We start from the raw sequence: 23,454 nt of genomic DNA on the forward strand, positions 1-23,454 counted from the left end.
GCGAGCAGGAAGAGAGAAAAAAGAAGGGGCCGCGCGGCCCCGTTCAATCGATCAGGCCGCGTCGCGCACGGGGCCCGAGCAGGCGCGCGTGAGTGCGCGGTTGAGATCCTCGAGCGCATAGGGCTTGCGCAGCCACACGCTGCCGGCCGGCGGTTGCGCGGGCTCGGGTTCGCCCGAGGCGAAGATCACCGGGATGCGTTCGATCGCCATCAGCTTGGCCGCGAGGTCCTTGCCCGACAGGCCCGGCAGGCCCACGTCGAGCATCAGCAGGTCGAAGGCGCCGCGCATGTAGCGCGTGATCGCCGACTCGGCGCTGCGCACGCCCGTGGCCCAGTGCCCGATCGCGCGCAGGGCCTCGAGCGAGGCGGCCATCGCGTCCGCGTCGTCCTCGACCACGAGGATGCGCAATCGGTTCGGGTCGGCGGACGGTGGTGAATCGGAGGACAAGGAGGAAGGGCGGTCGACGAAGCTCGGTGCGTTCGCGGAGGGTGCCGAAGGTGCGGAGGGCGTGCTGGCGGTGGCGTTCATGTCGGGATGACGGAAATGCCGTGCACCCGGGGCTTCGGCGCAAGACGTCGACGCGACAGGCGGCAGGGCGATGCCGAATGAATGTGTGTGGTGGATGAAGGGATTGCATCCCAAGCTAACCAGCGTAAGAGGATGCGTCTGTCGGACGGCACCGCGTGCGGGCGCGGGGAATGCGCCGCGCGCCCGAAGGCCGGGCCCGGGCGCGAGGCCACGGCGAACGCCAAGGAATTCCTCGCTTCCTACCCTTTTCGCACCCGGAGGCAGCGCCGTGTCGGCGCAGTCCGGCGATCGCGCAAGACGCCGTTCCATTCCCGTGCAGGACAAGGGCCCGTGTTGGGTGCGAGGCCTGCCGCACGGGCCTTCGCTATGGCATCGTTGCGCCCTGCCCGAATTCCGGGCGCCTCATGTGAATGGACCAGGAGAAACGCATCATGATCAAGATCGGAATAGTGGATGACCATGCCGTGGTTCGCGAGGGCCTGAAGGCGCTGTTCTCGGGTTTCGTGGAATTCCGCGTCGCCGGCGAGGCCTCGTCGGGCCGCGAGGCGATCGACCTCGTGCGCACCACCGAGCTCGACGTGCTGCTGATGGACCTCTCGATGCCCGGCCAGAGCGGTATCGACGCGCTCGGCATGATCCGCGCGAAAGCCCCCGACCTCGGCATCCTCGTGCTGAGCGCCTACCCCGAGGAGCACTACGCGGTGAACCTGATCCGCCAGGGTGCCTCGGGCTACCTCAACAAGGACTGCGAGCCCGAGGAGATCGCCAACGCGATCCGCACCGTGGCGCTGGGCCGGCGCTACATCACGCCCTCGGTGGCCGAGATCCTCGCCAACCAGCTCGACCGCAAGGACGACGCGCCGCCGCACAAGCACCTGTCGGAGCGCGAGTTCCAGGTGTTCCTCAAGCTCGCCAAGGGCGAATCGGTGGGCAGCATCGGCGACGCGCTGTCGCTGTCGGTCAAGACCGTGAGCACCTACCGCACGCGGTTGCTCGAGAAGCTGCACCTCAACACCAACAGCGACCTCACCTACTACGCGATGAAGGCGCAGCTGATCGATTGAAGCCGCGGCTTCAGAACCAGATCCGCGCCGCGTAGTACGCGCTCATGAAGAGCCCGGCCGCGATCACCGCGCGCCGCACCGCCTGCGCGGGCAGCACCCGCACCAGCTGACCGCCGGCCCAGCCGCCGGGCAGCGCGCCCGCGAGCATCGCGAGCGTGGCCTGCCATTGCACCGTGCCGCGCGCGATGAAGATCACGATGGCCGCCAGGCTGACGGCCGTGGCCAGCAGGTTCTTCATCACCTTCACGCGCCGGATGTCGTCGGGGTCCTCGATCGCCAGCAGCGCGCTGAGCATCACGCCGAGTCCCGCGCCGAAGAAGCCGCCATAGACCGAGACGGCCGTGAGCGCGGCCGTGCCCGCGAGCGCATTCGGCGCCGCGCCCTCGCGCCGCCGCGCGGCCCAGGCCTGGATCCGCGGCGCGAACGCGAACAGCGCGGTGGCGAGGCCGATCAGCAGCGGCACCGGCTGCAGGAACGCGGCCTCGGGCAGCGCGAGCAGCAGCAGCGCGCCCGCGATGCCGCCCAGCGTGGCGGCGGCCAGCGAGAGCGCGAGCCGGCGGTCGGCCGCGGGCAGCTTCTCGCGGTCGGCCACCGCGGCGAGCAGATGGCCCGGCGAGATCGCGACCGCGTTCGATGCATTGGCCACGACCGGCGGCAGGCCGGCCGCGAGCATGGCCGGGAAGGTGATCAGCGTGGCGCCGCCCGCGATCGCATTGACTACCCCGCCCACCACGCCGGCCGCGAACAGCAGCGCCGTGACCATCGGTTCCATCGCCCACCTCCCGTGCAAAAGACGGGATGCTAGGAACGCGCGCGGCTTCGATCTAGGACGTTTGTGAGGGAGGCCGCATGCCGCGCCGGTAGCGGCCCGGCGACACGCCGAACACGCGGCGGAAGTGCCGGCCCAGGTGGCTCTGGTCGGTGAAGCCCAGCTCGAGCGCGAGATCCGCCAGCTCGGCATCGCCGCGCAGCCGCTCGCGCGCGACGTTGAGCCGGTCGACCAGCCGCCAGGCATGCGGCGGCAGCCCGGTCTGCGCGGCGAAGCGGCGCGTGAAGGCCTCGCGGCCCAGGCCGAGCCGCCGCGCGATCCTCGACACCGGTTCGTGCCACTCGAGCGCATCGAGCGCCTGGCCGTCGAGCACGCAGGCCGCGCCCGTGCGCTCGGCCGGCGCGTAGACGTTGAGGCAGACCGTGCCCGCGTGCGCGTGCGCGAGGCCGCGATGCGCCACGCCCGCCGGGATCGCGAGGCAGTCGCCGGCCCGCAGTTCGAAGCGCTGACCGCCGGCCTCGACGACGCGGCTGCCGCGCAGCACGAAGCTCAGTTGCGTCTGGCGATGGAAGTGCGGCTGCAGCAGCGGCACCTGCGTGCCCTGCCAGTGGGCGAGCTCGACGCCGTCGTGCGGCGCCGGCGCGTAGTGCCAGCAGGGCGGGGCGGCATCGGGCGGGGTCATGGCCCGATTATTGGCGCGCTCAGGCGCCCGGTGCGCTCGCCGCGGCCGGGTCGTGCTGCAGCTGTGGCGGCAGCTGCTCGTCGAGCCAGTCCATGCGCCAGGCCAGCACCGCCACCGCGCCGACGATGCAGACGGCCGCCACCGCGCCCGTGAGCCCGTGCCGCTCGCGGTAGGGATCGGGCGCGATCCGCCGCGCGCCCGGCGGCACGTGCGCGGTCTGCGACAGCATGCCGCCGAGCCGCACGTTGACCTTCATGCGGCCGTTGATGGCCCAGCCGCTGGCATCGAGGATCGGCCCCAGGCTGCGCTGGCGCAGCTTGAGCCAGGCGATCAGCATGCTCGGGCCCGAGATCGCGATCACGATGCCGACCAGCGCCACCGGGATCCATTGCCCCAGGTCGATGAACTTGCCGAAGATGCCGACCAGCACCGCGCTGATGCTGCCGAGTGCCACGCCGATCGCGGCCACCGTGCCGACATCGACGCGGCTGGTGGCGGGCAGCGGCGGCTTGGCCGGCGCCTTCGCGGGATCGGTGCCCGCGGCCTGGTCGGCGGTCGCGACCTTGCCGGCCAGCGACTGCAGCGCCGTCTGCGAACCGGCCTCGCTCGCGGCCGCGCGCTTGGCCACCTGTTCCTCGATCATGCGGACGAACTTCTTGTAGGGCGCGAAGAAGGCCTGCGCCACGCTGGTCGGGTTCTCGATCAGCTTGGTGATGGTGGCGTCCCAGTCGCGGCCCTGGCGGTCGTAGAACACGCCGTTGCGCCCGACGAACAGGAAGTCCACGTCGCCCGCGGTGAAGGCCGCGACGATGCTCATCTTCTGCCCCTGCCGCGTGCAGTCGCAGTAGGCCAGGCAGGTCTTCGCGAGGCCCGCGAGCACCGCGTGCTTGGCCGTGTCCTGCACCTGCACCGTGAGCTCGCAGCTGCGCCCGTCGAGGTAGAGCGTGCCGGCCTGGAAGATCGCGCCCTCGCGCCGGTAGAAGGCCTTGAACGAGACGAAGTTGTCGAGCAGCAGCTTGAGGTCGCGCTGCAGCCGCAGCAGCTTCTCGAGATCGACCAGCAGCTTGTTGTGGCTCTCGGCCGCTTCGTCCTCGGCGATCAGCGCCAGCAGCGCCTCGCGCGTGGCGAGCAGCGCCTCGATGCGTTCGTGCGACAGGCTCGCGAGCGCGTTGGCCGGGCGCGCCGCGATCCAGCCCTCGCAGGCGCCGAGCTGCTGGCGCAGCGCCTGCCATTCATCGTCCTCGAGCGTGTCGCGCGCGCCGAGCAGCGGCGTCACAGCGTCGCGCGCGAAGGCCGCGATGGCCTCGGCCCAGGCCGGGTTGAGGCTGGTGCCGCGCAGCGGCAGCGAACGGTGCGGCGTGATCGGCGCCAGCGGCAGCTCGGCGATCGGGTGCGCATTGGCATCGAGCGTGTGGCCCGCGAGCGCGTCGTAGGCCTCGGCGGAAGGGTTGAGCGCCGTCACGGCCTGCACGTCGTAGGCGGCCACGCGGCAGCGCGCGAAGAAATCGTCGATCTTGGCCGCCACCTTGCGCATGGCCTCGGCCGCGGCCAGCGTGCGGTCGCCGAGCGCCAGCAGCGCGGCGTCGGCGCCCTTGGCGTACCAGTCGCGCATCGCGGCCGCGTCGGCCATGAAGGCTTCGGCGCGCGCGCGGTCGATGCCGGCGGTCTGCTTGTGGCGGTCGGGCGTGCTGCCGTGGCTGCGCATCGCCTCGGCGATGGTCGCGCGCAGCGCCTCGTCCTCGGCGGTCTCGGGCGTCACCACGCCGTCGCCGTTGAAGCGCATCGCGGCCAGCCATTCGCCGCGGTCGGAGATGTCGGCCAGCGTGAGCGTGTTCGTGTCTTCCCGGCCGAGCAGGTCGAGGATGCGCCGGCCCTCCTTCGCGAGTTCGGCGCCGGGCGCCTTCGTGCCGTCGAGGTCGTCGAGCGACAGCGTGCCGCCGCCCGAGAGCAGCACGTCGGCGCTGCGCAGCCGCTCGCAGGCCCACTGGCAGGCCGCGATCACCTCGGGCGGGCGCACGCGCGCGTCACGGTCGGTGTCGATCAAATCCAGCGTGCGCGGATCGAAGTCGATGCCACGCGTGGGGCAGGCCAGCGCGACCCAGAGTTTCTGGTCGAGCTCGGCGATGCGCGCGATGTCCTCGCCGCTGCGGAACACCACCTGGTCGACGCCGCCGGCGCGCATGAACTGCCAGCGGTGCGGTGCCGGCGAGGGGGCCGTGGCGCCGGGCGTGCCGGCGGCTTGTGCGGTCGTTGCCTCTGTCATCGCTCCGGCTGCCCTCAGACGGCGACCTTCTTGTGCTCGCCGAGGTTCTTCGGCGGCTCGCCGGTGAGGGCGGCCTTGGCCATCTTGTAGAGCTGGACCATCTTGCTGTCGTCCACGTCCCAGTACTCGGCCTCGACCACGTCCACGGCCAGCAGGCCGAGGTTGGGATCGTCCACGCCCTTGGGGAACCAGGCCTCGACCATCTTGCTGAACAGGGCGCGCTTCTTGGCGGCGTCCTCGCGCAGTTCGGCGCGGCCCGAGATCGACACGTAGCTGTCGCTGTCGGTGTTGGCATAGGCGATGTTCACGACCGGATCGCTCGCCACATGGCGCGCGATGTCGCCGTTCTTCGGCACGAAGAAATAGAGCGTGCCTGCCTCGTCGCCGTCCTTGTTCTGCGTGGTCAGCGGATGGCTGTGCAACTGGCCGTCGCCGTGGCGGTGCGTGAGCATGCCGTAGCGCGTGTCCTTGATCAGGTCCCAGAGCTTGCTTTGGTCGGTGGTGGTGGCGGTCATGGAGGTCTCCTTCAAGACGAAAGGGATGGAAGAAAAAAGCGGGGGATCGACCGGCGAAGTGCCGATGTCTGGGGATCACCGTACGGTGCGAGCCGGGGCTGTCGCGCGGTCACACGGCGCACGGCCATGTCATCCGATGCCGACAGCGGGCGGGGTGCGATCGCGAGCCGGCGCGGCGCAGCCATGCGCCGCGGGCCGCGCGAGCCCGCCGATCCAGGAAGAGAGAAACCGCAGCGCGCTCAGGCCGCGGTGGCCGCGCGCTGGCGTATTTCGCTGTGCAGTGCACGCTCGCCGGTCGCGAGCGCCACTTCGTAGCTGTCGGCAGGGTCGAAGGCGCTGCGCAGCACGCGGGGATGACCCCCGCTGTCGTCGGTCTCGAGCAGGCGCCAGACAAAGGATCCGGGTGCCGGCTCGTCCACGATGAGTTCGATCGGATGTGTCATGGCTCGACCTTGATCCGATCGGCGGACCGTGTCTGTAGGCCGTGGGCGACGAATCTTCCTCAGCTGCGCGCCGCAGCGCGGAACTCGCCGGGCGTCATGCCCTTGATGCGGCGGAAATGCCGGTTGAAGTTCGAGATGTTGTTGAAGCCCACCTCGTAACAGATGCTGCTCACGTGCTGGCGCGTGGAGGCCAGCAGGCGGCAGGCGCGTGCCACGCGCAGGCCGATCACGAAGTCGGTGAAGGTCTGGCCGGTGGCGCGGCGGAAGCTGCGCGAGAAGGCGTTCTCGCGCATGCCGACGATGGCGCCCACCTCGGCCAGCGACAGCCCCTCGGCGTAGTTGTCGCGGATGTGGTCGAGCGCCTTGTGGATGCGCAGCGCGGCGCCATGCTCGCCGAGCGAATCGTCGGTGAAGGCGGCGTCGGCCAGCAGCCGGTACTCGGACCACTGCGAGAGTTCGTTGAGCAGCACCGTGAACTCGGCGAAGCGCGCCAGGCCCTGCAGCATCTCGATGCGCCGCAGCCGCGAGACGATGCCGTCGCCCAGCCCCACGAAATGCACGCCCTGCCGCGCGCGCGCCAGCAGCGGCGCCGCGTCGCGCAGTTCGGGAAACAGCTCCATGCCGCGGCGCAGCGGCTCGTCGCCGAAGCGCAGCACCAGGCCGCCGGCATTGCCGCCGCCGTGCAGCGGATGGTGCTCGAACGCGAGGCTGTGCGGCAGCCGCGGTCCCAGCAGCACCAGGCTGCCGGGCGCGAAGCGATGGGTTTCCTCGTCGAGGCCCTGGCCCACGCGCAGGCGCGCGGGCGCGGCGCCGATCAGGTGCAGCTCGTGCTCGTGCAGGCAGTTCGTTTCCTGGCTGCGGGCCGACGAGGTGGGCGAGCTTTCGCAGTGGAGGGTGACGCGCGTGTCGGCCGGCTCGGGCGCGGCGGCGGCGGCGTTGCGCCGCGCATCGAGTGCGCGGGCGCGCGCGCCGCCGCGCGGGCGCGGTGCCACCGTCGACAGCGGCAGCTTGGGGCGCGGCGCGCTGGGCGTGTGGGCGCGGGAGGCGGAAGCCGGGGGGATCGTGTTCAGCAAGACCGAATCTCCAACGGACGTTCGAGGGTGGGGCCGCGTCAACCGCGGCGCGGCGGCGGCGGCGCGGCCGTCTGCTGCTGGAACGCGGCCAGCAGCCGGTATTCCTCGCCGAGCTTGCGCGGCAGCGAGAGGTACACCGGCAGCAGCTGCCGGTAGAGCGCGGCGTTCTTCGCATTGGGCGTGTGGCGGTGCGTGGCGCCCACCATGCCCGCCACCACGTCGAGCGAATCGACATGGCCCAGCGCATAGAGGCCCAGCACCGCGGCGCCGAGGCAGGAGCTCTCGAAGCTCTCGGGCACGACCACCTCGCGGTCGAACACGTCGGCCATCATCTGGCGCCACATGCCCGAGCGCGCGAAGCCGCCCGTGGCCTTGATGTGGGCGCTGCGGCCGGCGATCGCCTCGACCGCCGGCAGGATGCTGTGCAGGTTGAAGATCACGCCCTCGAGCACCGCGCGGATCATGTGCTCCTTGCGGTGGTGGATGCCCAGGCCGAAGAAGGAGCCGCGCAGGTTGGCGTTCCAGTAGGGCGCGCGCTCGCCGGTGAGGAAGGGATGGAACACCAGCCCCTCGCTGCCGGCCGACACGCGCTCGGCGATGCGCGTGAGCACCTCGTAGGTGTCGATGCCCAGGCGCTTGGCGGTCTCGGCCTCGGCCGCGGCGAACTCGTCGCGCACCCAGCGCAGGATGATGCCGCCGTTGTTCACCGGACCGCCCACCACCCAGCGCCGCTCGGCCAGCGCATAGCAGAAGGTGCGGCCCTCGGGGTCGGTCATCGGATGGTCGACCACGGTGCGCATCGCGCCGCTGGTGCCGATGGTCACGGCCACCTCGCCGGGCGAGACCGCGTTGACGCCGAGGTTCGACAGCACGCCGTCGTTGGCGCCGATCACGAAGGGCGTGTGCTCGGCCAGGCCGAGCTTCGCCGCCACGTCGGCCGCCAGGCCCTCGATGTGCCAGGTGGTGGGCACCGGCCGCGAGAGCTGCTCGGCGCGCACGCCGGCCAGCGCGAGCGCGCCCTCGTCCCAGGCCAGCCGCTCGATGTTGAACAGGCCCGTGGCCGAGGCGATCGAGTGGTCGACCTGCCATTGGCCGAACAGCCGGAAGAACACGTACTCCTTGATGCCGACGAAGCGCTCGGCGCGCGCGAACAGCTCGGCGCGCTCGTGGCGCAGCCACACCAGCTTGGCCAGCGGCGACATCGGATGGATCGGCGTGCCGGTGCGGCGGTAGATCGCGAGCCCGTCCCATTCGTCGCGGATGCGCTCGGCCCAGGGCGCGGCGCGCTGGTCGGCCCAGGTGATGCTGGGCGTGAGCGGCGCGCCCGCGCCGTCGACCAGGATCAGGCTGTGCATGGCCGCGCTGAAGGACACGGCGAGCACGTCGACGGGCGCGGCCTTGCTCTCCTGCACGCAGCCCGCGATGGCCGCGAGCACGGCCTGGAAGATCTGCTCGGGATCCTGCTCGGCGGCGCCGGCCTCGGGCTGCAGCAGCGGGTAGCCGACCGCGTGATGGGCCAGCACGCGCCCCGCGGGCGTGAAGGCCACGGCCTTGGTGCTGGTGGTTCCGATGTCGACGCCGATGACGGTGCGGCCCATGGGTGCTTCCTCCTCAGACCACCATGCTCAGCAGCATGATGAAGACGATGGCCACGACCGAGATCAGCGTTTCCATCACGGTCCAGGTCTTGAAGGTCTCGGCCACCGTCATGTTGAAGTACTGCTTGACCAGCCAGAAGCCCGCGTCGTTGACGTGCGACAGGATCAGCGAGCCCGCGCCCGTGGCCAGCACCAGCAGCTCCCGGTTCACGCCCGGCACCATGGTGGCCAGCGGCGCGACGATGCCCGCGCCCGTGATGGTGGCGACCGTGGCCGAGCCGGTGGCGATGCGGATCAGGCCCGCGACCAGCCAGGCCAGCAGGATCGGCGAGACCTGCGCGTTCAGCGCCATGTGGCCGATCGCGTTGCCCACGCCGCTGGCCACCAGCATCTGCTTGAAGCCGCCGCCCGCGCCGATGATCAGCACGATGGCCGCCGTGGGCGCCAGGCTGTCGTCGACGAACTTCATGATCTGCTTGCTCGTGAAGCCGCGCGCATAGCCGAAGGTGTAGAGCGACAGCAGCAGCGCCGCCAGCAGCGCGGTGATCGGGTGGCCGATGAAGTCCATCCACTGGCGCACGATGTTCTTCTCGTCGAGCGCCACGTCGGCGAAGGTCTTCAGCAGCATCAGGCCCACGGGCAGCAGCACCGTCAGCAGCGTGACGCCGAAGCCCGGCAGCTCGCGCGCCTCGGGCTCGCGCGCCAGCTGCTCGAGCAGCTCGGGCGAGGCCTCGCCGGGCACGTACTTCGAGATGAACTTGCCGAAGATCGGGCCCGCGATCATCGCGGTGGGCAGGCCGACGATCAGGCCGTAGAAGATGGTCTTGCCGATGTCGGCGCCGAACACGCCGATGGCCAGCAGCGGCCCCGGATGCGGCGGCACCAGGCCGTGCACCACCGACAGGCCTGCCAACAGCGGAATGCCGATGCGGATCAGCGACACGCCGGTGCGCCGCGCCACGATGAACACCAGCGGGATCAGCAGCACGAAGCCGATCTCGAAGAACAGCGGGATGCCGACCAGGAAGGCCGCGAACATCATCGCCCAGTGCACGCGCTCCTTGCCGAAGGCGTCGATCAGCGTGCGCGCGATGCGGTCGGCGCCGCCCGACTCGGCCATCATCTTGCCGAGCATGGTGCCCAGGCCGAGCACGATGCCCACGAAGCCCAGCACGCCGCCGAAGCCGTCCTGGAAGGACTTCATCACCAGGTCCACCGGCATGCCCGAGGTCAGGCCGAGGAAGCCCGCGGCCAGGGTCAGCGCGATGAAGGGGTGCACGCGCCAGCGCGTGATCAGAAGGATGAGCCCGAGGATCGCCACCAGGGCGTCGACGAGCAGGAACACCTCTTTGCTCATTCCGAACATGTCTGTCTCCTGAAGCCGGGCGCTGCAAAGGCGGCCGGCAGGGTCGGGATAGCGCTATCCTGCACAACCCAAAAAAACCAGCCTCTGAAGCATCCTCGGGTTTTTCCGAGGCGGCAAGGGCCGGGACAGCGCTATCCTAGGACAGCGCTGTCCAATCCCGGATCGGTAGTAACCCTAGATTTCGCCATGGCCGATGCCCCCGAGCGCCCGCGCTCCCGTTCTTCCAGCCGCGTGACCCTCGACGACGTGGCGCGCGTCTCGGGCGTGAGCCCGATCACTGTCTCGCGCGCGCTGCGCGGCGCGCGCAACGTGGCGCCCGACCTGAAGGCGCGGGTGCAGGCCGCGGTCGACGCGCTCGGCTACGTGCCCAACGTGGCGGCGCGCGCACTGGCCTCGGCACGCAGCTCGCACGTGGCGGTGCTGATCCCGTCGCTGACCAACCAGCTGTTCGTGGAGCTGCTCGAGGCGGTGCAGGACACGCTGGCGCCGCACGGCTTCCAGTCGCTGATCGGCGTGACCCACTACGACCCCGCGCAGGAGGAGGCGCTGCTGCGCAGCTACCTTTCGCAGCGGCCCGCGGGCCTGCTGCTGACCGGCTTCGACCGCAGCGCGGGCGCCACGCGCCTGCTCGAGGCCAGCGACGCGCCCTGCGTGCACCTGATGGAGACCTCGGAGGCGCCCGGCATCCATAGCGTGGGCTTCTCGCAGCAGGACGCGGGCCGCGCCATCGTCGAGCACCTGCTCGCGCGCGGCCGCCGCCGCATCGCCTATGCCGCGGGCCAGCTCGATCCGCGCGTGCTGCAGCGCCTGGCGGGCTACCGCGAGGCGCTGCGCGCGGCCGGCTGCCATGACCCGGCGCTCGAGCTGCTGACGCCCGGGCCCACCTCGCTCGCGCTCGGCGGGCGCCAGTTCGAGGAACTGCGCGCGCGCCATCCGGACCTCGACGCGATCTTCTATTGCAACGACGACCTGGCCCAGGGCGGGCTGCTGGCCGCGCTGCGCACCGGCGTGCCGGTGCCGCAGCGCGTGGCGATCGCGGGCTTCAACGACCTCGGCGGCAGCGACCAGATGCTGCCGCCGCTGACCACCGTGCGCACGCCGCGCCGCGAGATCGGCGAGCGCGCGGCCGGCATGCTGCTCGCGCTGATGCGCGACGAGCCCGTGGCGGACGCGCGGCGCACCGTGGACCTGGGCTTCGAGCTCGTGGTGCGGCAGAGCAGCTGAGCCGCCGCGCCGTGTCGCTCACTGCCCGTAGAGGCCCACCACGCTCTGGCCCATCAGCGTGCGGCCCTTGAGCGCCGCCAGCAGTTCGTCGCGCGTCAGGCCCTCGGGCAGCGAGCCCGGCTCGGCCTCGGTGGCGATCACCGTCAGCACGTAGTGGTGCGGCAGGTCGCCGGCCGGCGGGCACATGCCGCGGTAGGCGAGGGCGCCGGCCACGTTCTTGCCGACGGTGAAGCCAGCGTTCGCGGCCTGGCCCTCGCCCTGCCGCAACTGGCCCTTGGCGGCCGGGATGTTGTAGGCCACCCAGTGCGAGACGCCGAGGCCCTTGCCGCCATCGGGATCGCTCATCAGCACCGCGACCGAGCGCGTGCCCGCGGGCAGGTCGCTCCAGGCCACGGGCGGCGACACGCCCTGGCCGCCGCAGCCCGGTGCGTCGCCCGCGTGGATCTTCGGAATGGTCGCGCCGTCGGCGAAGGCACTCGACGTGACCTTCATGCCCGCGGCCTGGGCGCCGAACGCGAGGCCGGCCAGCAGGGCCGTGCCGAGGAGGCGTGTGGTGTTCCTCATGGCGTCAGACCACCTTGACCGACAGGTTCGGCAGCCCGTCGATGTGGATCTCGATCAGGTCGCCGCGCACCACCGGGCCCACGTTCTCGGGCGTGCCGGCGTAGATGATGTCGCCGGGCTGCAGCTCGAAGGCCTGCGACAGCCGGCTGATCTGCTCGGCCACCGACCAGATCATGTGCTTGAGCGTGGCGCTCTGCTTCGTCTCGCCGTTGACCTTGAGCCAGATCGCGCCGTCGCTGAAATGGCCGACCTGCGCCACCGGATGGATCGGGCCCACGGGCGCCGAATGGTCGAAGCTCTTGCCGATCTCCCAGGGCTTCTTCTGGTCGCCCATGCCGCGCTGCAGGTCGCGCCGCGTCATGTCCAGGCCCAGCGAGTAGCCGTAGACCAGGCCCAGCGCATCGTCGATCGACACGTCGCGCCCGCCCTTGCCGAGCGCCACCACGAGCTCGGCCTCGTAGTGGTAGTTCTTCGTCAGCGTGGGATAGGGATGGTCGGCCACGGTGCCGGGCAGCACCACCTGCACCGCGTCGGCCGGCTTCTGGAAGAAGAAGGGCGGCTCGCGCGTCGGGTCGGAGCCCATCTCGCGCGCATGCGCGGCGTAGTTGCGGCCGATGCAGTAGATGCGGCGCACCGGGAACACCTGGTCGCTGCCGGCGATCGGGATGGTCGCGGCGGGCACGTCGAACGGCGTCTTCGCGTTGCGCGCGGCGCCCGCGGGCAGCGCGCAGCCGGCGATGGCGCCGGTGGCCATGGCGGCGCCGGCCAGCAGGCCGCGGCGGGAGGAATTGCTCATGTCGGTCTCCTTCGGTAGTAGCCGGACGATTCTGGGAGCCCGGGTGCCCGCGCTTGCGCACGCATCTACGCAAAAGCAGGACGCAGGCAACACCCGGGGCCCGGGCGTACCATCGCGCGATGCCCGCTTCGACCTCGAGCCATCGCCTCTACGGCATGCAGGAGCGCGCCGACCACCTCGATTTCGACATCCGCTTCGAGGGCGCGCGCGACGTGCTCGCGCGCCCGCACCGCCACGAGTACTTCCAGATCCAGGTCGGCATCGAGGGCGAGTCGCAGCAATTGATCGGCGGGGCCGCGCGGCCCTTCGGCGCGGGTTGCCTGAGCTTCGTGCTGCCGTACCGGCTGCACGTGGTGCCGCATCCGCCGGGCGCGTGCTATGCCATCGTCAACTTCGACCAGTCCTTCCTCTGGCCCGAGCTGGCGGTCGAGCCGCTCGATCTCGAGGAGGTGCCGATCGCGCGCCATCCCGAACTCGCGCCCTTCCTGTTCCAGGAGTACGTGGACTTCCATTTCGAGGCCGAGGACTTCGCGCGCATCCTCGGCTGGCTCGAGGAGCTGTCGGCGCTCAACCGCGAAGGGCGCTTCGCGGCCGGCGGCGCGATCCGCGGCATCCTGCTGCAGATGCTCTCGCTGGCCTGCCGAAGGCACGAGGCGGCGCTGCACGAGCAGGCGGCGCGCCACCGCGGCCACAGCTCGCGGCGCGATGCGCTGCAGCGCGTGCTGCACTACGTGCGCGAGCACCTGGGCGAGGAGATGTCGCTCAACGACGCGGCCGCGGCCGCGATGCTGTCGCCGAACTACCTCGCGCACCTGCTGAAGAAGCAGACCCAGCGCACCTTCACCGAGCTCGTGACCGAAAGGCGGCTGGAACGCGCGCGCGAGCTGCTGCTGGGCTCGGACGGCCGCATCGCCGACATCGCGCGGCAATGCGGCTTCGCCGACGCGGTCTATTTCAGCCGGCGCTTCCGGCAGCACATGGGGCTGACGCCGCGCGAGTTCCGCGCGCAGTCGCCGGCGCGGCCCGGGCCGTAGCTCAGGCCGCCGGCGGCTCGACCGGCAGCGCGCGCTTGTGCGCGCTCTTGCGGTGCGTCGACAGGATGACCTCGCGCGCCGCGGCCGACACCGGCTTGCCTTCGAGGAAGTCGTCGATCTGTTCGTAGGTCACGCCGAACGCATCCTCGTCGGGCTTGCCCGGCACCAGCGACTCGAGGTCGGCCGTGGGCACCTTGTAGACCAGCGCATCGGGCGCGCCGAGCAGCTGCGCCACCGCGCGCACGCGGCGCTTGTTGAGGCCGGTCAGCGGCGTGATGTCGGCCGCGCCATCGCCGAACTTGGTGAAGAAGCCCATCAGCGCCTCGGCCGCGTGGTCGGTGCCGATCACGATGCCGTTGTGCGCGCCCGCCACCGCGAACTGCGCGATCATGCGCTGGCGCGCCTTGATGTTGCCGAGCACGAAGTCCTCGTGCGCCGCGTCGCGGAAGGCGAGGTCGCCGGCCTTGAGCGCCGCGAGCATCGCGTCGGCCGCGGGCCGCACGTCCACCGTCAGCAGGCGGTCGGGCCGGATCACGGCCAGCGAGGCCTGCGCCTCGGCCTCGTCCTTCTGCACGCCGTAGGGCAGCCGCATCGCGATGAAGGTGGCCTCGCGGCCCTCGGCGCGCAGCCGCTCGACCGCGCGCTGCGCGAGGCAGCCGGCAGTCAGCGAATCCACGCCGCCGCTGATGCCCAGCACGTAGGTCGACAGACCGGTGCGGCGCAGGTAGGCGGCGAGGAACTCGACGCGCCGCTCGAGCTCGGCGGCGGCGTCGAACACGGGGGCGACGGACAGCGCCGCGATGATCTCGCGCTGCGTGGCGTCGACGGGGGACAGTTCGGTGCTCATGGAAAAGGTCTCCGTGGGTTCGCGGACATCAGAAGTCGACCAGGCTCAGGCCGATGCTCAACACCGTGCGCTTGCGGTTGTAGTCCACCAGCGTGTCGCCGTAGCCGTGGAACAGCTGGGTGTGGAAGCGCAGGTTGCTCTTGGTCGGGTCGCCGATCGCCTTGAGCCATTCGAGCCGCACCGAGCCGCGTCCGCTGTCGCGCAGGTTGTTGCGCACCGTGATGCCCAGCGTGTTGTTGCGGTCGAGGTTCCAGCGGCCGGTGACTTCGGCGCGGCCGATGTAGTCGGCGATGTCGGGGTTGTCGTCCTTGGCCGGGTCTTCCGACAGGCGCTTCCAGATCCGGCCCGTGATGCTGAAGCGGTCGTCGAGCTCGGCGCCGGCCATCAGGTAGACGCGGTTCCAGCTGCGCGACAGCGGCAGGCTCTGGCCGTTCGACTGGTGCACGATGCCCAGCCCGGTGTAGCGCCAGCGCCAGCCGCCCGGCAGCTTGAAGTCGGTCGGGTAGACATACATCAGCTCGGGCTCGTGGTCGGTGGTGCGGAAGGGCCGCGAGATCGCGCCGTTGAACAGCTGCCAGGTCGACTGCTGCGTGTAGGCGAACCACAGCGAGTCCTTCTTGATCGGGTCGTTCTGCGTCAGCAGGCCCTGCGCGAGCTTGGTGCGCACCGACAGGCCGATGCGCATCTCGTTGGCCTGGTAGGCCACCGGGTCGCCGGTGTGGTCCGGCGACGGCGAGGTCGGCGTGTCGGGCTTGTGGGTGGCGGCCGAGACCGAGACGTTGAGCGGCCGGTAGCCGCGGAAGCCGAAGGTGCCGCAGTCGGTGGCGTTCTCGAGTTCCCAGAAGCGCGACAGCGCCGAGTACTGGCGGTCGCGGCAGCCCTCGGTGGTGGCGACCGAGACCACGCGCGTGGCCGGGATCGAGCCGTCGACCGGCGGCGCGGGCTGGGTGTTGGCGAGCACCGGCGGCGCGACCGGCACCGACACCGAGGGCAGCGTCTGCTGCTGTGACCAGCGGTCGTAGCAGGCCAGCCGCGCGGCGTTGTCGGCGCTGAGCGCGGCGCAGCTCTGCCAGGTGAGCTGGTTGTCGGCCAGCGGGCTCTTGGGCTGGTCGACGGCCTGCGCCTGCGCGGCGCCGGTCAGCAGCAGCGCCGCGGTGGCCAGCACCGCGCACAGGCGGCCTTGCATGGTGGTGTTCATTTTCCCGACCCTTCCTTCTTCGTCAGCACGAAGGGATGCGTGCTCTCATCGGTGGCGTCGCGCCAGGTGCCGCGGAATTCGCGGCCGCAGCCGCCGGGCGCCATCGCGCCGACCCAGACGCCGCTGATGCTGCGCCCGTCGAGCGATTCGTCGATGGCCAGCGTGCCGTCGTCGCCGATGTCGCCCGCCAGTTGCGATACCGCGGCCGGCCGGCCGGTGACGGCGGGGCGTGCGATGGTGCCGCGCACGCCGGCGTATTCGGGATGGCGGGCCAGCTGCACGACGGCCACGGCCGGCAGGCCGTCGAAGCGCGCTTCCCAGCGGCCGTAGAGCGCCTCGGGCGGCAGGTCCTGCACGCTGTCGGGGCAGTTGCTGCCTTGCGCGAGCGCGCCGGCCGAAGCCAGCAGGGCGAGGGTCGCGAGGGCCAGGCCTCGAGGGAAGCGCTTCATGGCGCGGCCGACGAAGCCGCCGCGGCGGCCGCGCCTTCCTGGGCCTTGCGCGCGAACTCGGCGCGCAGGGCCTTGAGCTTCTCGCGCGGGTCCTCGCGCGTGGTGCTCTTGTCGAGCGCCATCTCGGCGATGAAGCGGCTGGGCTGCGCGAGCACCATCTCGCGGCCCTTCTTGCGGCGTTTGGTCCAGCTCACCGCGAGGCTGCGCTGCGCGCGCGTGATGCCCACGTACATCAGCCGGCGCTCTTCCTGCAGCCGCTCGAGCGTGCTCTCGCTGACCTGCTGCTGGCGGCCGTCGTCGTCGTCGAGCTTGAAGGGCAGCAGGCCCTCGTTGCAGCCGATCAGCATCACGTGCGGCCACTCGAGGCCCTTGGAGGCGTGCAGCGTGGAGAGCGTGACCACGTTCTGGTCCTGCTCGCGCTCGCTGATGGTCGACAGCAGCGAGATCGTCTGCGCCACCTCGAGCAGGCTCTTGGGCTCGCTGGTGTTGTTGACGCCGGCCGCGTCGTCGAGCTCGCCGCCGCAGCGCTGCGCCATCCAGTCGCAGAACTCCATCACGTTGGTCCAGCGCGAGGCCGCGGCCTGCTCGCTGTCCTCGCCGTCGTAGATGTGCTTCTCGTACTCGATCTCCTTGAGCCAGGTGTCGAGGAAGGCACGCGCGTTCTCGGCGCCCATGGTCTGGCGCGCGCGGTATTCGAGGTCGTTGATGTAGCGGCCGAACTCGTGCAGGCTTTCGAGCGCGCGCTTGGGCATCACGCTGGGCAGCGAGGAGGAGAACAGCGCCTCGAACAGGCTCAGCTTGTACTGGCTGCCGAAGGTGCCCAGCGCCGCCAGCGTGGTGTGGCCGATGCCGCGCTTGGGCGTGGTGATGGCGCGCAGGAACGCGGGGTCGTCGTCGTTGTTGACCCACAGGCGGAACCAGCCGCAGAGGTCCTTGATCTCGGCGCGGTCGAAGAAGCTCTGGCCGCCCGAGACCTTGTAGGGCACCTGCGCGCGCCGCAGCGCCTGCTCGAACACGCGCGCCTGGTGGTTGGCGCGGTAGAGGATCGCGAAGTCGCGGAACTCCTTGTGGCTCGAGGTCTCGCGCAGGCTCACGAGGCGCGCCACCGTGCGCTCGGCCTCGTGCATCTCGCTGTCGCAGTCGACCACGCGCACCGGCTCGCCCTCGCCGAGCTCGGAGAACAGCGTCTTCGGGAACAGCTTGGGGTTGGGGCCGATCACGTTGTTGGCCGCGCGCAGGATGGCGCTGGTCGAGCGGTAGTTCTGCTCGAGCTTGATGACCTTGAGCGTGGGGTAGTCGACCGGCAGCTTGCGCAGGTTGTCGAGCGTGGCGCCGCGCCAGCCGTAGATCGACTGGTCGTCGTCGCCCACCGCGGTGAAGTGGCCGCGCGTGCTCGACAGCGCCTTGAGCACCTCGTACTGGGTGGCGTTGGTGTCCTGGTATTCGTCCACCAGGATGTGGCCCAGCGTGGACTGCCACTTGCTGCGCACCTCCTCGAAGTCGCGCAGCAGCTTGAGCGGCATGCCGATCAGGTCGTCGAAGTCCACGCTCTGGTAGGCGGTCAGGCGTTCCTCGTAGCGCGCCATGATGGTGGCCGTGATGCGCTCGTTGTCGTCGGCCGCGATGGCCTCGGCCTGGGCTGCGTTCAGGCCCATGTTCTTCCACTTGCTGATGGTCCACTGCCAGATGCGCGCGGTCGCCAGGTCGCTGGTGCCGCCCGCGTCCTTGAGGATCTTGGTCACGTCGTCGGCATCGAGGATGCTGAACTGCGACTTCAGGCCCAGCACCGCGCCGTCCTCGCGCATCATGCGCACGCCCAGCGCGTGGAAGGTGCAGATCACCACCTTCTTGGCATCGCGCCCGATCAGTCCCTTGGCGCGCTCGCGCATCTCGGCCGCCGCCTTGTTGGTGAAGGTGATGGCCGCGATCCGCTTGGGCTCGAGCCCGGCCTGGATCAGGCGCGCGATCTTGTGCGTGATCACCCGCGTCTTGCCCGAGCCCGCGCCCGCCAGCACGAGGCAGGGGCCGTGCATGTAGTTGACCGCTTCTTGTTGCGCGAGGTTGAGACCGTGGGACATGGAAAAGGGGGAGGGGAGCCGGCAGGGGCCGCAGGGCGCGGCGGGCGCGAAAGCGGGCAATGATACGGGGGCCGCAGGGGCCGCGGCGTCGGCCGATACCGCGATGTGGGAAGCGCGGTAAACGCACCGTAAAGGGGCATCGGCAGGCTGCTGCGAAGGGCCGGGGCCGGCGGCGACAATCGAGCCGTGCTGCCCGTATTTCTCGTTACCTTTCCCTTCTTCGCGTTGATCGCCGCCGGCTACGGCGCCGCCCGTGCCCGCATCCTCCCGCTCGATGCGATCCCCGGCCTCAACAGCTTCGTCCTCTACTTCGCGCTGCCCTGCATGCTGCTGCGCTTCGGCGCGGGCACGCCGATCGGCCAACTGCTCGACGGCAGCGTCGCGCTGGTCTGGGGCCTGAGCGCGCTCGCGGTGGTGGGCGGCGTGGTGGCATTCACGCGCAATGCGCGCATCGGCTGGAACGACGCCGCCTTCGGCGCGCTGGTGGCGGCCTTCCCGAACACCGGCTTCATGGGCGTGCCGCTGCTGGTGGCCATCCTCGGCGCGCAGGCGGCCGGGCCGATGATCATCACCATCGCCTTCGACCTCGTGGTCACCTCCTCGCTGTGCATCGCGCTGTCGCGGCTCGACGGCACGGGCCCGGGCGCGGCGCACCACGGGCCGCGGCAGGCCGCGCGCCAGGCGCTGCGCGGCATCCTGGTCAATCCGATGCCGTGGTCGATCCTGCTCGGCGTGCTGCTGTCGGCCGCGCGCTGGAAGCTGCCGGGCCCGGTGGAGCGCACCGTGGCGATGCTGGCCGACGCCGCCTCGCCGGTGGCCTTGTTCACCATCGGCGCGGTGCTCGCGCGCTCGGCGCTGGTGGCGCGCGAGCACGGCGCGAGCGCGGCCGTGGCCCAGGCCATGGGCAGCGGCGCGCGGCCCCTGCCGAAGGCGCCGCTGGCCGACGTGCTGCCGGTGGTGCTGGTGAAGCTGCTCGCGCACCCGCTGCTGGTGTGGGGACTGGGGCTCGCGGCGATCGCGCTGGGCCTGCCGCTGTCGTGGCCCGCGGTGGTGGCGATCGTGCTGGTGGCGGCGTTGCCGAGCGCGAGCAACGTGTCGATGCTGGCCGAGCGCTTCGGCGCCGACAACGGGCGCATCGCGCGGATCATCCTGTGGACGACGGTGGCGGCCTTCTTCAGCTTTCCGCTGGCGGTGGGCCTGCTGAAGTGAAGTGAAGCGTCCTACGGCGTCAGCACGCCGAGCTTGAACGGATCGGCATCGGGCAGGCGCTCGCACTTCGAGAAATCGCGGCCCTGCGTGCCGTCGCAATAGAAGGCGTTGTAGATGCGGCCGAACAGCGAGGGGCTGGCGGTGAACAGCACGCCGTGCTCGGGCTGCCAGTTGTCGTGCGCGCCGCGACCGTCGGCCGAGGCCTCGATCACCTTGGGCGCCGCCGCGGCGCCGGGCGTGAAGTCGGCCAGCGTCCGGTGCGCGTCGTCGCGCCAGCGCACCGCGAGCTCGGCGGCCGTGGGCCGCGCCGCCACCGGCAGCATCACGCCGTTGACCTGGAAGCCGTCGCCGAAGCGGTGCGTCTTGCCCGCCAGGAAGGCATAGGCGCAGGCCGCCATGCACTGGCCGCGCACCTCGGTCTCGACGCCGCTCGCGCGGATCGCGTCGGCGAAGGCCCCGGCGGCCTCGGCGGTGCCGCCGAAGGAATCCTCCAGCACCACGGTGCGCACCGTGCCGCTGCTCAGGTGGTCGATGAAGCTGGCGATCTCGCTGCCGTCGAGCATGCCCGAGACCAGCAGCAACCGGCCCTGGCGCTCGATCTCGGCGGCGTGCGTGGCGACGGGTGCGAGCACCAGGAAGCAGGCCCAAGCGGAGGCCGCGAAAGACAGAATCCCACTTGCGAAATGGAGCGGTTTCACGAGCGACCTTTGCCTTCAGGAGAGCGGGCTGGAGGGGCGCGGAGGGCCCGGAGGATCGCCCCGTTGCGGACTCCTCCAGGAGTCTTTTGCAGCGGCGCGCGCGTGGCGTCAACCCCTTTTGCAGAATTTTTCCCCTGCATCGTGCCGGCCGTAAGACATAGCTATCCGATACCACTTCGGATGAATGCTTGAGTTCACATGTCCGCTGCTAAAGTGGGCCGCAGACCGGAAGATGGCATGGGAGCTCGCACGATGATGGCAACACTGTTCCGAATTCTTTTATGGCTGGCGTGGCTCGCCGGCGCGGCCTGGCTCTGGCAGGCCGGCAAGCTCGGCACGGCCTCGGCGCTGGCGCTCGGCGCGCTGAGCCTGGTGGTGTTCGCCTGGCCCGGCAGCGTCGCGCGGCGGCGCCATGCGGACCGCGAACTGCGCTATGTCGAGATGGGCAAGGAGCCGATGAGCCTGCACTGAGCGCGGGCCGATGGCGACGAGGTTCAGATCCCCTGCGGATCGACGTCGACCAGCCAGCGGATCACGCCCTTGCCCTCGGGCGTGCGCCGCAACGCATGCAGCTGCGGCTGCCACAGCGCGAGCATGCGCTGCAGCGCGGCGCGCGAATGGCTCTCCAGCAGCATCTGCGCGCGCTCCACGTTGGCCACGCGCTGGATCGCCAGCGGCACGGCCGGATAGCGCATCACCTGCGCCGCACCTTCCAGTCCATCGGCCGCGGCGCTCGCCGCGTTGAGAAAGGCCTGCGCCGCCTCCTGCGTGCGCGCATCGGCGCGCACCAGCGCCTGGTAGGCGAAGGGCGGCATCGCGGCGGCCTGCCGCTCCTCGAGCTGCTGCGCCGCGAAGGCCGGGTAGTCGTGCCGGCGCAGCGCCTGGAACAGCGGATGCTCCGCGTGGTGCGTCTGGATCCACATCTCGGCCGTGCTGCCCTGCGTGGCCAGGTAGGCGGCATCGCGGCCCGCGCGGCCGGCCGACTGCATCAGCAGGCTGAACAGCCGCTCGGGCGCGCGGAAATCGCTCGAGAACAGCGCGCCGTCGGGGTTGACCGCGGCCACCAGCGTGATGCGGCGGAAGTCATGGCCCTTGGCGATCATCTGCGTGCCGACCAGCACGTCGACCTCGCCCGCGTGCACGGCCGCGAGCTGCGATTCGAGCGCGCCCTGCTTCTTGGTGCTGTCGGCATCGATGCGCGCGATGCTCACCGCGCTGCCGTCGGGCCGCTTCACGGCCGAGAACAGCTCGGCCAGGTGCTCCTCGAGCCGCTCGGTGCCGCGGCCCACGGGCGCGATGTCGAGGTTGCCGCAGACCGGGCAGGCACGCGGCACGCGCTCGGTGTGGCCGCAGTGGTGGCAGCGCAGCGTGCGGTCGATCTTGTGGAACACGCGGTAGGCGCTGCAGTGCGGGCACTCGCTCTTCCAGCCGCAGTCGCCGCAGGCCAGCACCGGCGCATAGCCGCGCCGGTTGAGGAAGATCATGCTCTGCTCGCCGCGCGCGATGCGCTGGCCGATGGCGTCGAGCAGCTTGGCCGAGAGCACGGTCTTGGCGGGCTGCAGCGTCATGTCGACCAGCCGCACCGTGGGCAGCTCGCCCGCGCCGATGCGCGAGGGCATGGCCAGCCGCACGTAGCGCCCGCCGGGGTCGCCGTCGGCGGCCGGGCGGCTCTGGTGCCAGCTCTCGAGCGAGGGCGTGGCCGAGCCCAGGATCACCTTGACCTTCTCGCGGTGGCCGCGCCACACGGCGAGGTCGCGCGCCGAATAGCGCGCGCCTTCCTGCTGCTTGTAGCTGGGGTCGTGCTCCTCGTCGACCACGATCAGCGCCAGGCCCGGCATCGAGGCGAACACCGCCATGCGCGTGCCCAGCACGATGCGCGCGGCGCCCGCATGCGCGGCCAGCCAGCTCGCGAGGCGCTGCGGGTTCGTCATGCCGCTGTGCAGCGACACCACCGCCTGCGCACCGAAGCGCGCCTTGAAGCGGGCCTCGAGCTGCGGCGTGAGGTTGATCTCGGGCACCATCACCAGCGCCTGGGCCTCGGGCGAGCGCGCGAGCAGCGCGGCCACGCAGCGCAGGTAGACCTCGGTCTTGCCGCTGCCGGTGCTGCCGGCCAGCAGGAACGGGCCTTCCTCGGCCTCGATGCGCGCGAGCGCGGCGGCCTGCTCGGGGCTGGGCTCGACCGGGGAGGGCGTGCCGGTGTCGGCCGCGGCCTCGTCGTCGGCCGCCTTGCGCTTGAGCCGGCGCGCGAGCTGCACCGTGCTCAGGTCGCGCAGTTGCGGCGGCAGCGCGGCCAGCGCGATCTCGCCGATCGAGCGCTGGTAGTAGCGCCCGGCGAAGGCCACCAGGTCGCGCCAGGCCGGGCCCAGCGGCGCGAGCGCATCGAGCGCGGCGGCCACCGGCTTGAGCGCCAGGTCGGGCGCGGCCAGCTCCTCGGCCGTGCGCGCCTCGGCATGCCAGACCACCCCGAGCACCTCGCGCCGGCCCAGCGGCACCCGCACCAGCGTGCCGGCCGGCAGCGGCGCGTCGCCGCCGTAGCTCAGCACGTCGCCCAGCGCGCTGTGCGCGGGCGTCTGCACCGCCACGTCGATGCGCCAGGGCAAGGCGGCGCCGGACGTCCCCGGACTGCCGTTCGTCGGCTCGCCGAGCAGGTCTTCGGGGGGAATGGGGCGGTTCGGGATGGTGTCCTCGTTGGCAGGGTTTGTTAAAGCAGTGTTGAGCAAAGTCACTTAAGTCATTGATTTTTCAGTGCTTTGCGGTCCGTCCAGAGTTTCTGTGGATAACTTTGTTGAAAACCGGGCTGGACTCGCCGCCAAGCCTTGAAAATCAAGGCTCTGGCTGGATTGCCCGCAAAAAGGGCAAAGTTCAAACTCCATATAAATCAACGACTTAGCTTCGCTATTGCTTTGGTAGCGGTGCCAGGACCGCCTAACGCAATCTTGCGCACTGCAACACGCGTTTTGTGCATAAGTCGGTCGCCGAAGCCCGTTTTGGGCCTTGACAAAGCCGCCGCGCCGCATTTTGGCCATCTTCTTTTCCACATCCGCCATGCCGGCGGG

22 protein-coding genes are annotated in these 23,454 nt (G+C 70.9%); 5 read left to right on the plus strand and 17 right to left on the minus strand.

Annotated features, from left to right (window positions below; all coding sequences use genetic code 11):
• Positions 1-51: 51 nt before the first annotated feature.
• Complete coding sequence (locus R0232_RS04400) at positions 52-528, minus strand: response regulator (protein ID WP_431511346.1); 477 nt, start codon at positions 526-528, stop codon at positions 52-54.
• A 431-nt stretch (positions 529-959) separates the two neighbouring features.
• Here R0232_RS04400 and R0232_RS04405 point away from each other — a divergent pair, with 431 nt between their 5' ends.
• A complete protein-coding gene (locus R0232_RS04405) occupies positions 960-1,592 on the plus strand; it encodes a response regulator (RefSeq protein ID WP_057593235.1) in 633 nt (210 codons plus the stop codon).
• 10 nt (positions 1,593-1,602) lie between these two features.
• Here the strand turns inward: R0232_RS04405 and R0232_RS04410 are convergent, their stop codons facing one another.
• The 8 genes from R0232_RS04410 to R0232_RS04445 form a co-directional block, all read right to left on the minus strand.
• Positions 1,603-2,364 (minus strand): sulfite exporter TauE/SafE family protein, encoded by a 762-nt coding sequence (locus R0232_RS04410; RefSeq protein ID WP_431511347.1) that lies wholly within the window; start codon positions 2,362-2,364, stop codon positions 1,603-1,605.
• A gap of 52 nt (positions 2,365-2,416) precedes the next feature.
• The gene (locus R0232_RS04415) at positions 2,417-3,043 is read right to left on the minus strand and encodes a helix-turn-helix domain-containing protein (protein WP_431511348.1); all 627 of its coding nucleotides are present in this window, start codon (positions 3,041-3,043) and stop codon (positions 2,417-2,419) included.
• 19 nt (positions 3,044-3,062) lie between these two features.
• A complete protein-coding gene (locus R0232_RS04420; RefSeq protein WP_431511349.1) occupies positions 3,063-5,306 on the minus strand; it encodes a hypothetical protein in 2,244 nt (747 codons plus the stop codon).
• A 14-nt stretch (positions 5,307-5,320) separates the two neighbouring features.
• Complete coding sequence (locus R0232_RS04425) at positions 5,321-5,821, minus strand: pyridoxamine 5'-phosphate oxidase family protein (protein ID WP_431511350.1); 501 nt, start codon at positions 5,819-5,821, stop codon at positions 5,321-5,323.
• A 239-nt stretch (positions 5,822-6,060) separates the two neighbouring features.
• The gene (locus R0232_RS04430; RefSeq protein WP_093353787.1) at positions 6,061-6,264 is read right to left on the minus strand and encodes a hypothetical protein; all 204 of its coding nucleotides are present in this window, start codon (positions 6,262-6,264) and stop codon (positions 6,061-6,063) included.
• A 59-nt stretch (positions 6,265-6,323) separates the two neighbouring features.
• A complete protein-coding gene (locus R0232_RS04435; protein WP_431511351.1) occupies positions 6,324-7,337 on the minus strand; it encodes a helix-turn-helix domain-containing protein in 1,014 nt (337 codons plus the stop codon).
• A gap of 38 nt (positions 7,338-7,375) precedes the next feature.
• Positions 7,376-8,935: a gluconokinase gene (gene gntK / locus R0232_RS04440; protein ID WP_431511352.1), complete on the minus strand. Its 1,560-nt coding sequence runs from the start codon at positions 8,933-8,935 to the stop codon at positions 7,376-7,378.
• Between the two features lie 13 nt (positions 8,936-8,948).
• Positions 8,949-10,301 carry a GntP family permease gene (locus tag R0232_RS04445; protein WP_296795576.1) on the minus strand — a complete coding sequence of 451 codons (1,353 nt, stop codon included), beginning with the start codon at positions 10,299-10,301 and terminating at the stop codon, positions 8,949-8,951.
• A 186-nt stretch (positions 10,302-10,487) separates the two neighbouring features.
• On the opposite strand from R0232_RS04445, the gene R0232_RS04450 reads away from it, so the two are divergent.
• Positions 10,488-11,525 (plus strand): LacI family DNA-binding transcriptional regulator, encoded by a 1,038-nt coding sequence (locus tag R0232_RS04450; RefSeq protein WP_431511353.1) that lies wholly within the window; start codon positions 10,488-10,490, stop codon positions 11,523-11,525.
• A gap of 18 nt (positions 11,526-11,543) precedes the next feature.
• Here R0232_RS04450 and R0232_RS04455 read toward each other — a convergent pair whose 3' ends face one another.
• Both R0232_RS04455 and R0232_RS04460 read right to left on the minus strand, forming a co-directional pair.
• Positions 11,544-12,089, minus strand: a complete 546-nt coding sequence (locus R0232_RS04455; RefSeq protein WP_431511354.1) for a YbhB/YbcL family Raf kinase inhibitor-like protein — start codon at positions 12,087-12,089, stop codon at positions 11,544-11,546.
• Between the two features lie 4 nt (positions 12,090-12,093).
• Positions 12,094-12,885 (minus strand): fumarylacetoacetate hydrolase family protein, encoded by a 792-nt coding sequence (locus R0232_RS04460; protein WP_057593206.1) that lies wholly within the window; start codon positions 12,883-12,885, stop codon positions 12,094-12,096.
• A gap of 119 nt (positions 12,886-13,004) precedes the next feature.
• Between R0232_RS04460 and R0232_RS04465 the strand changes: the two genes are divergently transcribed.
• A complete protein-coding gene (locus tag R0232_RS04465) occupies positions 13,005-13,919 on the plus strand; it encodes an AraC family transcriptional regulator (protein ID WP_431511355.1) in 915 nt (304 codons plus the stop codon).
• Between the two features lies 1 nt (position 13,920).
• Here R0232_RS04465 and nadE read toward each other — a convergent pair whose 3' ends face one another.
• The 4 genes from nadE to R0232_RS04485 are packed head-to-tail and all read right to left on the minus strand — an operon-like array spanning position 13,921 to position 18,491.
• Positions 13,921-14,766: an ammonia-dependent NAD(+) synthetase gene (nadE, locus tag R0232_RS04470; protein ID WP_093353800.1), complete on the minus strand. Its 846-nt coding sequence runs from the start codon at positions 14,764-14,766 to the stop codon at positions 13,921-13,923.
• Positions 14,767-14,794: 28 nt separating this feature from the next.
• Positions 14,795-15,964 carry a phospholipase A gene (locus tag R0232_RS04475; RefSeq protein WP_431511356.1) on the minus strand — a complete coding sequence of 390 codons (1,170 nt, stop codon included), beginning with the start codon at positions 15,962-15,964 and terminating at the stop codon, positions 14,795-14,797.
• Positions 15,961-16,413: a hypothetical protein gene (locus R0232_RS04480; RefSeq protein ID WP_431511357.1), complete on the minus strand. Its 453-nt coding sequence runs from the start codon at positions 16,411-16,413 to the stop codon at positions 15,961-15,963. The genes R0232_RS04475 and R0232_RS04480 overlap by 4 nt, the downstream gene beginning before the upstream one ends.
• The gene (locus R0232_RS04485) at positions 16,410-18,491 is read right to left on the minus strand and encodes an ATP-dependent helicase (RefSeq protein WP_431511358.1); all 2,082 of its coding nucleotides are present in this window, start codon (positions 18,489-18,491) and stop codon (positions 16,410-16,412) included. Before R0232_RS04485 ends, R0232_RS04480 begins: the two co-directional genes overlap by 4 nt.
• 186 nt (positions 18,492-18,677) lie before the next feature.
• Here R0232_RS04485 and R0232_RS04490 point away from each other — a divergent pair, with 186 nt between their 5' ends.
• The gene (locus R0232_RS04490) at positions 18,678-19,700 is read left to right on the plus strand and encodes an AEC family transporter (protein WP_431511359.1); all 1,023 of its coding nucleotides are present in this window, start codon (positions 18,678-18,680) and stop codon (positions 19,698-19,700) included.
• Positions 19,701-19,711: 11 nt separating this feature from the next.
• On the opposite strand, the gene R0232_RS04495 is transcribed toward R0232_RS04490, so the two are convergent.
• The gene (locus tag R0232_RS04495; RefSeq protein ID WP_296788861.1) at positions 19,712-20,332 is read right to left on the minus strand and encodes a hypothetical protein; all 621 of its coding nucleotides are present in this window, start codon (positions 20,330-20,332) and stop codon (positions 19,712-19,714) included.
• Between the two features lie 318 nt (positions 20,333-20,650).
• On the opposite strand from R0232_RS04495, the gene R0232_RS04500 reads away from it, so the two are divergent.
• Positions 20,651-20,869: a hypothetical protein gene (locus R0232_RS04500; protein ID WP_281077749.1), complete on the plus strand. Its 219-nt coding sequence runs from the start codon at positions 20,651-20,653 to the stop codon at positions 20,867-20,869.
• A 23-nt stretch (positions 20,870-20,892) separates the two neighbouring features.
• Here the strand turns inward: R0232_RS04500 and R0232_RS04505 are convergent, their stop codons facing one another.
• Positions 20,893-22,998: a primosomal protein N' gene (locus R0232_RS04505; protein WP_431512859.1), complete on the minus strand. Its 2,106-nt coding sequence runs from the start codon at positions 22,996-22,998 to the stop codon at positions 20,893-20,895.
• Positions 22,999-23,454 lie beyond the last annotated feature (456 nt).

The organism is Variovorax sp. DAIF25, from assembly GCF_050711835.1.
Classification (GTDB): domain Bacteria; phylum Pseudomonadota; class Gammaproteobacteria; order Burkholderiales; family Burkholderiaceae_C; genus Variovorax.

What these genes read in the sequence shown, in the direction of transcription:
- R0232_RS04400 (WP_431511346.1), bottom strand. Translation starts at nt 528, where the DNA reads ATGAACGCCACCGCCAGCACGCCCTCCGCACCTTCGGCACCCTCCGCG.
- R0232_RS04405 (WP_057593235.1), top strand. Translation starts at nt 960, where the DNA reads ATGATCAAGATCGGAATAGTGGATGACCATGCCGTGGTTCGCGAGGGC.
- R0232_RS04410 (WP_431511347.1), bottom strand. Translation starts at nt 2,364, where the DNA reads ATGGAACCGATGGTCACGGCGCTGCTGTTCGCGGCCGGCGTGGTGGGC.
- R0232_RS04415 (WP_431511348.1), bottom strand. Translation starts at nt 3,043, where the DNA reads ATGACCCCGCCCGATGCCGCCCCGCCCTGCTGGCACTACGCGCCGGCG.
- R0232_RS04420 (WP_431511349.1), bottom strand. Translation starts at nt 5,306, where the DNA reads ATGACAGAGGCAACGACCGCACAAGCCGCCGGCACGCCCGGCGCCACG.
- R0232_RS04425 (WP_431511350.1), bottom strand. Translation starts at nt 5,821, where the DNA reads ATGACCGCCACCACCACCGACCAAAGCAAGCTCTGGGACCTGATCAAG.
- R0232_RS04430 (WP_093353787.1), bottom strand. Translation starts at nt 6,264, where the DNA reads ATGACACATCCGATCGAACTCATCGTGGACGAGCCGGCACCCGGATCC.
- gntK (WP_431511352.1), bottom strand. Translation starts at nt 8,935, where the DNA reads ATGGGCCGCACCGTCATCGGCGTCGACATCGGAACCACCAGCACCAAG.
- R0232_RS04445 (WP_296795576.1), bottom strand. Translation starts at nt 10,301, where the DNA reads ATGTTCGGAATGAGCAAAGAGGTGTTCCTGCTCGTCGACGCCCTGGTG.
- R0232_RS04450 (WP_431511353.1), top strand. Translation starts at nt 10,488, where the DNA reads ATGGCCGATGCCCCCGAGCGCCCGCGCTCCCGTTCTTCCAGCCGCGTG.
- R0232_RS04455 (WP_431511354.1), bottom strand. Translation starts at nt 12,089, where the DNA reads ATGAGGAACACCACACGCCTCCTCGGCACGGCCCTGCTGGCCGGCCTC.
- R0232_RS04460 (WP_057593206.1), bottom strand. Translation starts at nt 12,885, where the DNA reads ATGAGCAATTCCTCCCGCCGCGGCCTGCTGGCCGGCGCCGCCATGGCC.
- R0232_RS04465 (WP_431511355.1), top strand. Translation starts at nt 13,005, where the DNA reads ATGCCCGCTTCGACCTCGAGCCATCGCCTCTACGGCATGCAGGAGCGC.
- nadE (WP_093353800.1), bottom strand. Translation starts at nt 14,766, where the DNA reads ATGAGCACCGAACTGTCCCCCGTCGACGCCACGCAGCGCGAGATCATC.
- R0232_RS04475 (WP_431511356.1), bottom strand. Translation starts at nt 15,964, where the DNA reads ATGAACACCACCATGCAAGGCCGCCTGTGCGCGGTGCTGGCCACCGCG.
- R0232_RS04480 (WP_431511357.1), bottom strand. Translation starts at nt 16,413, where the DNA reads ATGAAGCGCTTCCCTCGAGGCCTGGCCCTCGCGACCCTCGCCCTGCTG.
- R0232_RS04485 (WP_431511358.1), bottom strand. Translation starts at nt 18,491, where the DNA reads ATGTCCCACGGTCTCAACCTCGCGCAACAAGAAGCGGTCAACTACATG.
- R0232_RS04500 (WP_281077749.1), top strand. Translation starts at nt 20,651, where the DNA reads ATGATGGCAACACTGTTCCGAATTCTTTTATGGCTGGCGTGGCTCGCC.